Source organism: Kitasatospora sp. NPDC057692, from assembly GCF_042799475.1.
Classification (GTDB): domain Bacteria; phylum Actinomycetota; class Actinomycetes; order Streptomycetales; family Streptomycetaceae; genus Kitasatospora.
This window is the reverse complement of sequence record NZ_JBHVIV010000064.1, coordinates 40,007-53,038: the sequence shown is the minus strand read 5'-3', so window position 1 is coordinate 53,038 and position 13,032 is coordinate 40,007. Positions and strand designations below refer to the sequence as shown.

The window sequence follows — 13,032 nt, the reverse complement described above, 5'->3', positions numbered from 1 at the left end:
CGGGGTGGGGGGTGGCGTTGGGCCGCGGCCCGGTCGCGGCCACCCCCCCGGGGGGGGGGCCGCGACGCGCGCCTCACCCCTTCCGCAACTCGCACCGCCCGTCGACGCACTCCCGCTGCAGCCTCCCCCGCGACACCGTCTCCACCAGCCCGATCACCCAGCACGTCGGACAGCCCCGGAAGGCGAGCAGCCCGACCGGCAGCAGGAGCAGCGCCACCGGGCCGGCGAACGGCAGCAGCGCGAACGCGCCCAGCAACGCGGCGAATCCCACCCCGCCGCGCGCCAGGTGCCCGGCCAGCGTCCGGCTGCCGTACCCCCGGTCCCCGGCCATCACCGCTCCCCCGCGACGGTGACCGCCCGGACCGAGGCCCGCGCCCGGTGCAGCCGCGACTTCATGGCGGCCGTGCTGAGCCCCAGCACATCGGCGACCATCCGCCCGCTGAGCCCCTGGACGTCCCGCATGATCAGCACCCGCCGCTGGTCCTCCGGCAGCGCGGCGATCGCCTCCGCGACCCGCCCGGCCTCCAGCCGCCCGAGCACCTCCTCCTCCGCCGACCGGTACGGCGCCTCACCGGGCACCGGACGTTCCCGCAGTACCGAACGGGCCCGCCGCAGACACTCGTTCCGCACGATCCGGAACATCCACGAGGCCAGCGCCCCGGTCGCCCGCAGCATCCCGATCTTGCGGTACAGGATGATCAGCGCCTCCTGCGCCGCGTCCTCGGCGTCCTCCGGTGTGGCGCACAGCGAGCGGGCGAACCGCTGCACGTGCGGGTGCGCCCCCGACACCAGGGCGGCGATCGCCTCCACGTCCCCGTCCTGCGCCGCGGCCACCACCGAACTGCCCGGCCACTCCCGCACCTCAGCCACGCCGCCGACCCCACTTCCGCAGCACCGTCACACTGCACATCACGACCAGCGCCGCGCCGACCGCCACGACCACCCAGACCATCATCACCGTCTCCTCGTCCGCCCCGGCGCTCGCCGGAACCGCCTATAGGAGGCGGCGGCCCCCCGAAAGGATTCACCCCGGCATCCCCGGGCCCCCGCCGCTCCGGACGGAGCCGGAACCGGCAGGTCCGGCGGGTAGGTGAACCAGACGACCTTGCCGGCGCCGGACCGCTCCCAGCCCCAGCCCTGCGCGAGGGCCTCCACCAGCAGCAGGCCGCGGCCGTCGACGGCCTCCGGATCCGGCTCGCCGCGCGGGAGGGACGGGGAGGCGTCCGTGATCTCGATCCGCAGCAGCTCGTCCGCCCACCGCACGGTGACGGTGCAGGGGGCGCGGGTGTGCTCGGCGGCGTTGGCGAGCAGCTCGCCGGTGCACAGCTCCACCTCGCCCAGGGCGTCGGCCGAGAGCGGGAGGCCCCACGACCGCGCGGCCGCCACCACCGACCGGCGCGCCGCCACCACCGCGCCCTCGTCCGGCGGGACGCCCCAGGCGCCGAGGACGGGGAAGCCTGCCGTGTCGAGCGGGCTGATGGTCATGGTTCTCCGTCCGGACGAGGGGGCGCAACGGGACGGGTGTCGCCGACGGCACCCGATGGGCTGACTTTCAGTCAACGCGGGTACACGGAGAGAAAGAATCGGCGAAGCTGGTCCGGACGTTGAACCGGTTGAACGGAGAGACGGGGATCGCGATGGCGAGACGACCGCGCACACCCAACACCGCACTGGCCGCGCTGCTCCTCCAGGCGCACTGGAGCAACGACCAGTTGGCGCGCGCGGTGAACCGCACGGGAGCGGAGGCCGGGTTCGCCCTCACCTACGACAAGTCGTCCGTCTCGCACTGGCTCTCCGGCGTCAAGCCCCGCGCGGAGGTCCACGAGGCGGTCCGGGAGGCGTTCGCGCGGCGGCTCGGCCGACCGGTGACACCGGAGGAGACCGGCTTCGGCGGGTGCGACCGGCGGGACGGCCACACCGGCGCGCTGTCCGACCTGATGTCGATCGGAAAGGCCGATATGGATCCGTCCCGTCGAGGGGTGCTCGCCGCCGGACTGTACTCCGTCGCGCTCACGCTGCCGGTGTTCGACGATCCGGAGGCCGTCGAGCGGGTGGCGCGGGCGGGGGCGGGCCGGACGGTGCGGGTCGGGCGGGGCGAGGTGGAGACGGTCCGGGTGATGACGGAGCGGATCGCCGGGATCCTCGACGAGTTGGGCGCGGCGCACGCCCGGCCGATGGCGGCGGCCTTCCTGGTGAACTCGGTGGGACCGTGGCTCCGCGCCTCGGGAAGCGAGCGGGTGAAGGCGGAGCTGCTGGCGGCCGCGGCCGACCTCACGTACCTGACCGGCTGGATGGCGATGTACGAGACGGCCCACGGGCTGGGTCAGCAGTACTACGTCCAGGCCCTGAAGCTGGCCCGCGAGGCGCGGGACCACACCACCTACTGCCGCACCCTGCGCGGCATGGCACTGCAGGCCTCGAACCTCGGCTACGGGTCGAAGGCGCTGGACCTCGCCGACTCCGCCGCCGAGGCCGCTCCGGCGGCGGGGCCGCGCCTGCGGGCCTTCCTCGCCGGACAGCAGGCGCACGGCGCCGCGATGGTGAAGGACCGCCGGCAGGCGTTCGCCCGGCTGACCGAGACCGAGGCGGCGCTCTCCCGGGCGGACGGGCGCAACGACGCCGTCGGCGGCTACGACCAGGCCGCCTTCCACTTCCACGTCGCGCACGTCCTGTACGAACTCGGCGACCTGCCCGGCTCGATCACGGAACTCCAGGCCTCCACCCGGGTCCGCCCGCGCCACGAGAAGCAGGGCCGGGTGCACGCCAACGGGCTGCTCGCGCGGCGGCAGTTGGAACTGGGCCACGTCGAGGCGGCCTGCGAGACCTGGCACACCTTCCTGGACGACTACGCCACCCTCAGCTCCGTCCGCGGCGACGAGCACTTCCGCGCCCTCGGCACCGCGCTCCCCGGCCGCGCGGAGATCCCGGCCGTCCGCCGACTCCGGCAGCGCGCCCGCGACGTGGCGCGGCAGAAGGCCGCCTGAGAGGGCGGCCGGAGGAGAGGGGCCGAGGAGGTCACTCCCCGGTGGCGGTCTCGCCGAGTTCGGTGAAGAGGGTGAGCTGAAGGGCGCCGGGCGCCTCCAGGCGGGAGTTGAGGGAGTTCCAGGGGGTGCGGACCGGCTCGGCGATCACCTCGGCCCCGGCGGCGGCGAGGCGGGCGGTGGTGGCGGTGGAGTCGTCGACCTGGAAGGCGACCCGGAGGTGGCCGGCGACGCGGCGGCCGACCTCGACCTCGTCGATGAAGTCGGCGTGGCCCGGGTCGGCGATCTCCAGGGTGGCGCGGCCGGCTTCGAGGATGGTGACCCGGCCGTCGGGGGAGGCGAAGGCGCCGCGTTCGGGCAGGCCGAGGACGTCGCGGTAGAAGTGCAGCGCCTGCTCGTAGTCGGCGGCCGTGACCACCAGCCGGAGTTCACGGACGGCGGGCGCCGGCACGGGAACGGGAACGGGCCCGGCGTCGGGGAAGACGTCGGGGAAGGCGTCGGAGGGCTGGGACACGTCGGCTCCAAGGCGGAAAGGGGAAGGCGGCCCCACCGACAACCGCGGTGGGACCGCCTTCATTTCACGGGCGGACGTCAGTGCCGGTGGCGCCGACGACGGGAGACGAGGACGAGGGCCGCTCCGCCGAGGGCGACGGCGGCACCGATGCCGCCGATCACCGCGACCTGACTACCCGTCTCGGCGAGGCCGCCGCCCGGGTGGTGCGGCTTGCCGGTGGGCGCCGGGTGCGGGCTGTGGCTGCCGGTCGCGGTCGGCGAGGCCGTCGGCGAGCCGGTCGGCTCCGCGGTGGGCGAGGTGGTCGGCGAGGAGGTCGGCGAGGCCGTCGGGGACGGCGAGGACGTGGTCACCGTCACCGTGGCCGTGCACTCCCCCGCGGTCGAACCGGGCGGGCAGTTGCCGCCGGGCCGGTCGGCCACCACGGTGTTGCGCAGCGTGTGGTCCCCGGCCGCCGGGTCCTTCACCTTCACCGTGTAGGTCACCCGGGCGCTGCCGCCGACCGCCAGGTCGCCGGTCCAGCCGAGCACCGGCTGCGTGTAGGACACCTGTCCGGCGGTCGCGGTGGCGTCCCCGTTGTACACGGCGTCGTCGAGGACGGCGCTCAGGTCGTCGGTGACGGTCAGTCCGGTGAGCGCCGCGTTGCCGGTGTTGGTGATGTCCACGTGGTACGTGACGGTGTCGCCCGGGGCGGCCTGGCTCTTGTCGGCGCTCTTGGCGAGGCGGTAGCCGGCGTGCTCGGTGACGGTGTTGCGCACGGTGTTGCTGGTGCGCTGCTGGTCGCGGCCGGTCTGGGCGCCGCGGTAGGAGAGGGACGCGGTGTCGTCGAGCTTGGTGCCCGGCGCGAGTCCGGCGGCGACCTTGGCCCGGAAGGAGATGGTGGCCTCGGCGCCCGGCGCGAGGTCGGCGGCGGTGCAGGTGACGTTCTGCCCGGAGGCGGTGCAGCCGGTGCCGGATCCCTCGACGTAGGTGGTGCCGGCCGGCAGCACGTCGGTCAGGGTGACGCCGGTGGCGGTGTCGAGGTCGGCGCTGCTGCCGTCCGGGTGCCGGTTGGCGATGGTGAAGGTGTAGGTGATCTCGGCCCCGGGGTCGACCAGGCCGGGCGGGGTGTCGTCGGGCTCGCCCGCGGGGGTGTTGGCCTTGGTGATCTGCAGGTCCGGTTCGAGGGCGTCGACGGCGAGCCAGACCGCCTGCGGGTGCAGCGCGTCGCCCGCGCCGTTGATCTGGAGCACGGCCTGGGTGCTGCTCGCGGGGATCTTGCCGGTGACGTCGATCATCCGGGCGTCGTAGCCGTAGTTGTTGACCGGCGCCGGGTCACGGGTCGTGATGTTGGTGCCGGTCCCGTCCGTCGCGACGTGGTCGATCCGGCTGGTGAAGGCGTTGTCGGTGGTGACGCCACCGGCCGGGTTGGGCATCTCCAGCAGCGTCAGGTTGCTGGTCGAGGAGCCGACCAGCAGCTCGTCGCCCTGGATCGGCACGTCGCCGTCGCCGACGGTGACGCCCATGGTGGCCGGCGGGGCCGTGGCGGGCGTGCGGATGCCGGTGAGCGTGAGCGTCGCCAGGTTGTCGGGGAAGCGCAGCAGCTGGAAGCCGTCCCAGATGTTGAGGTAGCGCAGCGGCTCCGCCTGGTTCTCGTAGGCGACCACCAGGGACCAGCCGCCCCAGCAGCCGACGTTGTTGCCGCCGAAGTTCTGGGCGGAGGACCGCCCGGCGCACGCCTGGATGTCCGCGACGGTGTAGCTGCCGGGGCCGGCGGCCTTCACCTGGGCGGTGACGTCCTTGACACCCGCCCCGGCCAGCAGCGGCTCCGGCGGGTTGCCGCCGACCTGCTGGTCGAACCAGTCGTAGGTGTCGGCGGTCAGCTGCTCGTAGGAGGCGCTGCCCGGGACCTTCCAGGACACCAGGTTGCCGGTGTTGATGTTCCCGGAGGTCCCGCCCGCGGTGCTGGTGTTGGTCGGGTTGAACTGCCAGTACAGGCGGGCCGACAGCACCTGGGCCCCGGCCGGGATCACCAGCTGCGCGGAGGACGCGTTGTTGCCGGGCGCGTTCGGGTCGGTCTTCACGTACTTGGTGCGGCCGTTGTTGGTGCCCTCGGTGTCGTTGCAGACCGAGCCGTCGCTGTCGTCACAGGTCAGCACCGAGTTCGACGCCATCGTCAGGTTGCCGTGCGCCAGCAGGTCGACCACCGGGTCCGGGCCGATCGGCCGCTCGGTCCCGAGACCGCGGACCGCCTTGGCGGCCGGGCCGGTGGACGGCGCCGACGGCCCGGCGAGCGGCGCGGAGGGGGCGAGCGCCAGCGCCGAGGCGGCGAGGGCGCCGAGCACCGCCCGGCCGGGCAGGCGCCGGGGCCGGGGGTCGGGTGCCGGGCGTCCCGGACGCGCGGGTGGCGTGAGGTCTCTCACGAGGACTCCAAGATGTGCGGTGATACAGGAGGGTGAGGGGCCCTCCGGGCCGAATCGTGACGATACGTCCGAATTCGGCCAGCCGAATAATATGTCACATGCCTTCACCGGTCGATCACCGGCGCCCGCCGTGCCGTCGAACAGTGGGCGGAGGAAACCCGTTGGCCGCACCACACCCCTTCATGTCAATATGACGATATGAGCGACGAACGCACCATCGACCCCGTCGAGACCCGCGACCGCGCCGCCCTGCTCGCCGCCGTGGCGGCCGGGGCGGAGCCCAAGTGGCTGATGTTCTGGGGCCACCAGGAGCAGCCGGGCGGGTCGCTCGGCCCCGGGGTGCTGAGCCAGTGGTGGCCCGGGCACCCGTTCACCGTCGACGGCGTCGCGTACCCGACCGCCGAGCACTGGATGATGGCGGGCAAGGCCCGGATGTTCGGGGACGAGCGGACGCTCGCCCGGATCCTCGCGGCACCGCACCCCGCCGAGGCGAAGAAGCTGGGCCGCCAGGTCCGGAACTTCGACGACGCGACGTGGACGGCCGGGCGGTTCGAGCTGGTCGTCGAGGGCAACGTGGCCAAGTTCGGCGGCCGCGAGGAGCTCCGGGACTATCTGCTGTCGACGCGTCGGCGCGTCCTGGTGGAGGCCAGCCCGCTCGACCGGATCTGGGGCATCGGCCTCGGCGCCGACCACGGGAGCGCCCGGCGCCCCGCCGAGTGGCGCGGTCTGAACCTGCTCGGCTTCGCCCTCATGGAGGCCCGCGCCCGACTGGCGGCCGCGACCGGGGCAAGCGCCGGCGCCGCCACCGGGTGACCACCGGTGCCTGCTGCGGGGCGGCGCTCCGGCGGGGCGCGCGCGCCGGGCCGCTCACCACCCGCGCGCTCTGCGCGCTCCCGGACACCACTCGCAAGCCAGTGGACGCACTGCCGTAACGCCAGCGCCGTATTTCGACGCGAGGATGTCTTGCCGTCAGGGCCTAGTTGGACAGGTTGCGGTGATCATGCGTACACGGCACACGGAACAGCCCCTCACCCCGGATGCGGGCGGCGGCGAGGGCGAGCGGACGGCGCTCGAACTCAGGGCGCAGCTGGACGAGTTACTGCGTGCCCGGCAGTACGCGGGGCAGCGCGAGCGGCGCCTGTCCGAGGCGCTGCGGGCGCTGCCCGAGCGGCAGCACCCGGACGGTGAGCTGCTGCGGCAGCTGACCCAGGCCCGGACGCTGCGCGAGGGACTGGGCGCGCGCTGCCTGGAGCTGAGCGACCAGCTGAAGACGCTGGAGGAGCGGCTGCGGCAGCCGGCGCCGCGCCGGTGGATCCCTCGCCAGCCCACCGCCGCGTCGGCCGCCGCGCCCACCGGCATGCCCGCCGGTGCGCCCGTCGGCATGCCCGTCGACCCGGGCGCGGCAGAGGAACCCGCAGCCGGAAGCCCGGGCGGCCCCGGAAGCGGAAGCGCAGGCGCAGCCGGGAGCACCGGCGCGCACGACGGCCGCCCGGCCCCCGCCGAGCAGCAGGCGCCCCCCGCCCCGCCCCGGCGCCGCTCCCCCGCCGAGCTGTCCGCCCTGGCCGAGCGCATCACCGCGCTGTACCGCCGGGCCTCCCCGGACGAGGCCGCCGGCATCCTCGACCAGGGCGCCGAGCACCTCACCCCGTACGACACCGCCCAGCTGGCCGCCCTGCTGGCCCGGCGCGGACCGGCCGGCGCCTCCGTCCACCTCGTCCGCAGCGCCGTCCACGCCGGGCCGCAGCACGCCGCCACCACACTGGCCGAGCTGCGCCAGGCGGGGCTGGCCGAGGAGGCCGGGGACCTGTTCCACGCGCTCCGCTCCTGCCCGGCCGGCGCCCTGCCCGCGCTGCTGGACGCGCTGGAGCGGGCCGGGCAGCACGCCGACGGCGCCACCCTGCTCTGGGAGTGGGGCTCCGCGCCGACCCCCGAGCTGGCCGCGCTGGCCACCGGGCTCTACCGGTCGGATCGCGCCGCCGACGCCCGGACCCTGCTGCGCCAGGCGGCCGGCCGGTCCACCGGGGACCTCGCCGCGCTCGCCGTCACCATGGCCCCGCCGCTGCCGACCCTGCTGCTGGGCGAGCTGCCGGCGCTCCGCCCGCCGGCCGAACTGGTCCGGCTGGCGGCCGCGCTGGTCGGCCGGCCGGACCTGTACGAGGCCCTGCTCACACCGCTGCTCGACGATCCCGTCCGCCACCGCACCACGCTCGCCGCCCTGCGCACGGCCGGCCTGCCGACCACCCCGGCCGCCCGCCCGCGCTCCCGCTGGGGCCGCCGGTAGGGCGCGGGCGGGCGGAGACACCACGGAGCCCCCGCCGCCCGGGAGGGGCGGACGGGGGCTCCGTGCCGGCGAGGGGACGTCAGCAGCCGATGAGGCGCGCCGCCAGGTAGGACTTCACCTGGTCGAGCGAGACGCGCTCCTGCGTCATGGTGTCGCGCTCGCGCACGGTCACCGCGTCGTCCTCCAGGGTGTCGAAGTCGACCGTCACGCAGAACGGCGTGCCGATCTCGTCCTGGCGGCGGTAGCGCTTGCCGATGGCGCCGGCGTCGTCGAACTCGACGTTCCAGGCGGTGCGCAGGTCGGCGGCCAGGCCGCGGGCCTTCGGCGAGAGGTCGGCGTTGCGCGACAGCGGCAGCACCGCGACCTTGACCGGGGCCAGGCGCGGGTCGAGCCGCATGCCGACGCGCTTCTCCATGACGCCCTTGGCGTTCGGCGCCTCGTCCTCGAAGTAGGCGTCGATCAGGAAGGCCAGCATGGCGCGGTTGAGGCCGGCCGCCGGCTCGATGACGTACGGGAAGTACCGCTCGCCGGACTCCTGGTCGAAGTACTTGAGGTCCTGGCCGGAGGCCTCGCTGTGCACCGACAGGTCGTAGTCGGTGCGGTTGGCGATGCCCTCCAGCTCGGAGAACTCGGTGCCGCCGAAGTTGAAGCGGTACTCGATGTCCACCGTGCGCTTGGCGTAGTGGGAGAGCTTCTCCTTCGGGTGCTCGAACAGGCGCATGTTCTCGGTGCGCAGGCCGAGGCCGACGTACCAGTCCCAGCGCTGCTGGAGCCAGTACTCGTGCCACTGCTCGTCCTCGCCCGGCTTGACGAAGAACTCCATCTCCATCTGCTCGAACTCACGGGTCCGGAAGATGAAGTTGCCGGGCGTGATCTCGTTGCGGAAGCTCTTGCCGACCTGGGCGATGCCGAACGGCGGCTTCTTGCGCGAAGTGGTCTGGACGGCCTTGAAGTTGGTGAAGATGCCCTGGGCGGTCTCCGGGCGCAGGTAGGCCAGGCCGCTCGCCTCCTCGGTGACGCCGAGGTGGGTCTTCAGCATGCCCGAGAAGTCCTTGGGCTCGGTGAACTGGCCCTTGGTGCCGCAGTCGGGGCAGTTGATGTCCTGCAGGCCGTTCGGCGGCGGGAAGCCGTGCTTGGCCTCGTACTTCTCCTCCAGGTGGTCGGCCCGGTGGCGCTTGTGGCAGGAGAGGCACTCGGTCAGCGGGTCGTTGAAGGTCTGGACGTGGCCGGACGCCTCCCAGACCTCGCGGGCCAGGATCACCGACGAGTCGAGTCCGACGACGTCCTCACGGGCCTGGACCATCGCACGCCACCACTGGCGCTTGATGTTCTCCTTGAGCTCGACGCCCAGCGGACCGTAGTCCCAGGCGGCACGCGTGCCGCCGTAGATCTCGCTGCAGGGGTAGACGAAGCCACGGCGCTTGCTCAGGCTGACGATCGTCTCGATCTTGTCGGCTGCCACAGTGCTCTCTTCAGTACGTACGGCCCGGTCAGGGCACGGCTGGTTGCGCGTACCCGAATACCTCAGGTTACCGGCCATACGGGTACGGGGTTCAAATCGGTATCGCCGGTACCGGCCCACTCACCGTCATCACGCGTTCACCCGTCCGAGTGATTTGACAATCATTTCCATCTAATCTGAGAATGGTTGTCATGATGATCCGACGACGTGCCCGCAGCACCCTGGCCCTGACCGCCACCGCCCTCACCGCCGCCCTCACCCTGACGGCCTGCGGCGGCGGCGCGCAGGGCTCGGACGGCAGGCTGAACGTCGTCGCGTCCTTCTACCCGATGGAGTACCTCGCCTCGACGATCGGCGGCGAGCACGTGAAGGTCACCGACCTGACCGCCGCCGGCGTCGAGCCGCACGACCTCGAACTCACCGCCAAGCAGGTGGGGCGCGTCCAGAAGGCCGACGCGATCGTCTACCTCAAGGGCCTGCAGCCCACCGTCGACAAGGCGGTCGACGGCTCCGGGGCGAAGCACAAGATCGACGCCACCGCCGCCGCCCCGCTGGAGGACCACCACCTCCCGGAGGACCACGCGGAGGGCGACGGCCACGACCACCACGACGAGGCCGCCGGCGACCCGCACATCTGGCTCGACCCGACCCGCTACGCCGCCGTGGCCCGGAGCGTCGGCGACGGCTTCGCCGAGGCCGACCCCGCGCACGCCGACGACTACCGGCGCAACACCGACGAACTGGTCGGCCGGCTCACCGCCCTGGACCAGGAGTTCAAGGACGGGCTGAAGGACGCGCGGACCCGCACCTTCGTCACCAGCCACGCCGCCTTCGGCTACCTCGCCGAGGCCTACGGCCTCACCCAGGTCGCCATCAACGGCGTCGACCCCGACTCCGAGCCCACCCCGGCCCGGCTCGCCGACGTCCAGAAGGCCGCCAAGGAGAACGGCGCCACCACGATCTTCTTCGAGACCCTGGTCAGCCCCAAGCTCGCCGAGACCGTCGCCAAGGACCTCGGCCTCAGGACCGCCGTCCTCGACCCGCTGGAGGGCGTCAAGGACCCGGGCCGGGAGAACTACCTGACGGTCATGAAGCAGAACCTGGCCAACCTGCGGACCGCCCTGGGCGCGGACACCGCCGCCGGCCCGGGCACCACCGCCACCCCCACCAGCTGACGGGACCACCGGCATGACTCCCCCGACACCCCCGGCCGTCCGCCTGCACGACGCCGTCGCCTCGCGCGGCGGGCGGCCGGTGCTGCGCGGCGTCGACCTCACCGTCCGCCCCGGCGAAGTGGTCGCCCTGCTCGGCGCCAACGGCTCCGGCAAGTCCACCACCGTCAAGGCCGTCACCGGCGCCGTCCCGCTGGAGCGCGGCGGCCTGGACCTGTTCGGCACCCCGCTCGCCCGGTTCCGCGCCTGGCACCGGATCGGCTACGTCCCGCAGCGCACCACCGCCGCCTCCGGCGTCCCCGCCACCGTGCGCGAGGTCGTCTCCACCGGCCGGCTGCCGCTGCACCGGCTGCTGCCGCTGCGCCGCGCCGACCGCACCGCCGTGGACCGCGCGCTGGCCGCCGTCGGCATGCTCGACCGGGCCCGCGACGGCGTCGCCGACCTCTCCGGCGGCCAGCAGCAGCGGGTGCTGATCGCCCGCGCGCTGGCCGGCTCCCCCGACCTGCTGATCATGGACGAGCCGATGGCCGGCGTGGACGCCGCCAGCCAGCAGGTGCTCGCCGACACCCTGCGCGCCGAGGTCGCGCGCGGCGCCGCCGTCCTCCTGGTGCTGCACGAACTCGGCCCGCTGGAACCGCTGATCGACCGCGCCGTGGTGCTCCGCGACGGCTGCGTCGCGCACGACGGCCCGCCCGTCCCCAACACCGGCCTGCACGCCCTGCCCGGCCACGACCACGTCCACCCGCACGCCGACCACGGCCACGACCACGAACGGATCCGGGGACTGCTGTCATGACCGAGATGCTCAGCTACGACTTCATGCAGCGGGCGCTGATCGCCGCCGTCCTGGTCGGCGTCACCGCCCCCGCCGTCGGCATCTACCTGGTGCAGCGCCGCCAGGCCCTGATGGGCGACGGCATGGGCCATGTCGCGATGACCGGCGTCGGCCTCGGCTTCATCTTCCAGACCAGCCCGGTCTGGATGGCCGTCCTGGTCTGCGTGTTCGGCGCCGTCACCATGGAGCTGGTGCGCTCCCGCGGCAACCAGCGCGGCGACATCGCCCTCGCGATGCTCTTCTACGGCGGTATGGCCTGCGGCAAGCTGCTGGTCTCCAAGTCCGCCCAGGCGGGCGCCGGTTCGCTGGAGAGCTACCTCTGGGGCTCCATCCTGACCGTCTCCCCCGGCGACCTGGCCACCATCGGCGCGCTCGCCGCCGTCGTCGTCGCCGTCACCCTCGGCCTGCGCCGCCAGCTCTTCGCGATCTGCCAGGACGAGGACTTCGCCAAGGTCACCGGCGTCCCGGTGCGGCTGCTCAACCTGCTGCTCGCCGTGATGGCCGCGGTCACCGTCACCGTCGCCATGCGGGTGGTCGGCCTGCTGCTGGTCAGCGCCCTGATGGTGGTCCCGGTCGCGGCCGCCCAGCAGCTCACCCGCTCCTTCGCCGCGACCCAGGCCGGCGCCATCGCGGTCGGCGTGATCGTCTCCCTGGCCGGCGTCACCGGCTCCTACCAGCTCGACGTGCCGTCCGGACCGGCCATCGTGCTGCTCGCCATCGCGGTGTTCGCGGTGTTCAGCGCGATCGCCGCACCGCTCGCCCGGCGCCGCCACCGCGGCGTCCCCGACACCGGACCGCAGGTCTGCGACGTCCGGCTGCCGGACCCGCAGCCGGCCGGGGCGGGCGCCCCGGGCCGGACCGACGCGACCACGCCGGGGCCCGGTGCGGGGCTGGCACAATGAGGTGCCACACGCCCACACCACCAGGAGGACCCACGGTGACCACCGCAGGCCCGTCGCCGCGAGCCCGATCGACCCGGCAGCGCGCCGCCGTCTCGGCGGTCCTGGACGAGATCGAGGACTTCCGCAGCGCGCAGGAGCTCCACGACATGCTGAAGCACCGGGGCGACTCGGTCGGCCTCACCACCGTCTACCGGACGCTCCAGTCGCTCGCCGACGCCGGCGAGGTGGACGTCCTGCGCACCGCCGACGGCGAGGCCGTCTACCGCCGGTGCAGCAGCGGGCACCACCACCACCTGGTCTGCCGGCAGTGCGGCGCCACCGTCGAGGTCGAGGGCCCGGCCGTCGAGCGCTGGGCCAACTCGGTCGCCGCCGAGCACGGGTTCAGCGACATCGCGCACACCCTGGAGATCTTCGGCACCTGCGCGGAGTGCGCCAAGCGGGACTGATCCCGCACCGGAACGGCACGAGGGCCCGCGGGAGACGACT

13 protein-coding genes are annotated in these 13,032 nt (G+C 73.8%); 7 read left to right on the top strand and 6 right to left on the bottom strand.

What is annotated here, in order from left to right; translation table 11 throughout:
• Positions 1 to 73: 73 nt before the first annotated feature.
• From ACFVFS_RS29445 to ACFVFS_RS29435, 3 genes are all read right to left on the bottom strand, one after another.
• Positions 74 to 331, bottom strand: coding sequence for a hypothetical protein (locus tag ACFVFS_RS29445; RefSeq protein WP_380627811.1), 258 nt, complete (start codon positions 329 to 331; stop codon positions 74 to 76).
• Complete coding sequence (locus tag ACFVFS_RS29440; protein WP_380627808.1) at positions 331 to 870, bottom strand: RNA polymerase sigma factor; 540 nt, start codon at positions 868 to 870, stop codon at positions 331 to 333. The genes ACFVFS_RS29445 and ACFVFS_RS29440 overlap by 1 nt, the downstream gene beginning before the upstream one ends.
• Before the next feature lie 84 nt (positions 871 to 954).
• Complete coding sequence (locus tag ACFVFS_RS29435; RefSeq protein WP_380627807.1) at positions 955 to 1,485, bottom strand: ATP-binding protein; 531 nt, start codon at positions 1,483 to 1,485, stop codon at positions 955 to 957.
• A gap of 152 nt (positions 1,486 to 1,637) precedes the next feature.
• Between ACFVFS_RS29435 and ACFVFS_RS29430 the strand changes: the two genes are divergently transcribed.
• On the top strand, positions 1,638 to 2,984 hold the full coding sequence (locus ACFVFS_RS29430) for a hypothetical protein (protein ID WP_380627805.1): 1,347 nt from the start codon (positions 1,638 to 1,640) through the stop codon (positions 2,982 to 2,984).
• 31 nt (positions 2,985 to 3,015) lie between these two features.
• On the opposite strand, the gene ACFVFS_RS29425 is transcribed toward ACFVFS_RS29430, so the two are convergent.
• Together ACFVFS_RS29425 and ACFVFS_RS29420 are read right to left on the bottom strand one after the other, a co-directional pair.
• Positions 3,016 to 3,432 carry a VOC family protein gene (locus tag ACFVFS_RS29425; protein WP_380627814.1) on the bottom strand — a complete coding sequence of 139 codons (417 nt, stop codon included), beginning with the start codon at positions 3,430 to 3,432 and terminating at the stop codon, positions 3,016 to 3,018.
• Positions 3,433 to 3,572: 140 nt separating this feature from the next.
• Complete coding sequence (locus ACFVFS_RS29420; protein ID WP_380627804.1) at positions 3,573 to 5,894, bottom strand: hypothetical protein; 2,322 nt, start codon at positions 5,892 to 5,894, stop codon at positions 3,573 to 3,575.
• A 198-nt stretch (positions 5,895 to 6,092) separates the two neighbouring features.
• On the opposite strand from ACFVFS_RS29420, the gene ACFVFS_RS29415 reads away from it, so the two are divergent.
• Entirely contained in the window at positions 6,093 to 6,707 is a 615-nt protein-coding gene (locus tag ACFVFS_RS29415; RefSeq protein WP_380627802.1) for an NADAR family protein, read from the top strand.
• A gap of 187 nt (positions 6,708 to 6,894) precedes the next feature.
• A complete protein-coding gene (locus tag ACFVFS_RS29410; protein ID WP_380627801.1) occupies positions 6,895 to 8,175 on the top strand; it encodes a hypothetical protein in 1,281 nt (426 codons plus the stop codon).
• A 79-nt stretch (positions 8,176 to 8,254) separates the two neighbouring features.
• Here ACFVFS_RS29410 and ACFVFS_RS29405 read toward each other — a convergent pair whose 3' ends face one another.
• On the bottom strand, positions 8,255 to 9,637 hold the full coding sequence (locus tag ACFVFS_RS29405; RefSeq protein WP_380627800.1) for a glycine--tRNA ligase: 1,383 nt from the start codon (positions 9,635 to 9,637) through the stop codon (positions 8,255 to 8,257).
• Positions 9,638 to 9,828: 191 nt separating this feature from the next.
• On the opposite strand from ACFVFS_RS29405, the gene ACFVFS_RS29400 reads away from it, so the two are divergent.
• The 4 genes from ACFVFS_RS29400 to ACFVFS_RS29385 are packed head-to-tail and all read left to right on the top strand — an operon-like array spanning position 9,829 to position 12,992.
• Positions 9,829 to 10,812 (top strand): metal ABC transporter substrate-binding protein, encoded by a 984-nt coding sequence (locus ACFVFS_RS29400; protein ID WP_380627798.1) that lies wholly within the window; start codon positions 9,829 to 9,831, stop codon positions 10,810 to 10,812.
• A gap of 13 nt (positions 10,813 to 10,825) precedes the next feature.
• Positions 10,826 to 11,605, top strand: a complete 780-nt coding sequence (locus ACFVFS_RS29395; RefSeq protein WP_380627797.1) for a metal ABC transporter ATP-binding protein — start codon at positions 10,826 to 10,828, stop codon at positions 11,603 to 11,605.
• Complete coding sequence (locus ACFVFS_RS29390; RefSeq protein WP_380627795.1) at positions 11,602 to 12,546, top strand: metal ABC transporter permease; 945 nt, start codon at positions 11,602 to 11,604, stop codon at positions 12,544 to 12,546. Before ACFVFS_RS29395 ends, ACFVFS_RS29390 begins: the two co-directional genes overlap by 4 nt.
• A gap of 35 nt (positions 12,547 to 12,581) precedes the next feature.
• Entirely contained in the window at positions 12,582 to 12,992 is a 411-nt protein-coding gene (locus ACFVFS_RS29385) for a Fur family transcriptional regulator (RefSeq protein WP_376091030.1), read from the top strand.
• The last annotated feature ends 40 nt before the right edge of the window (positions 12,993 to 13,032 follow it).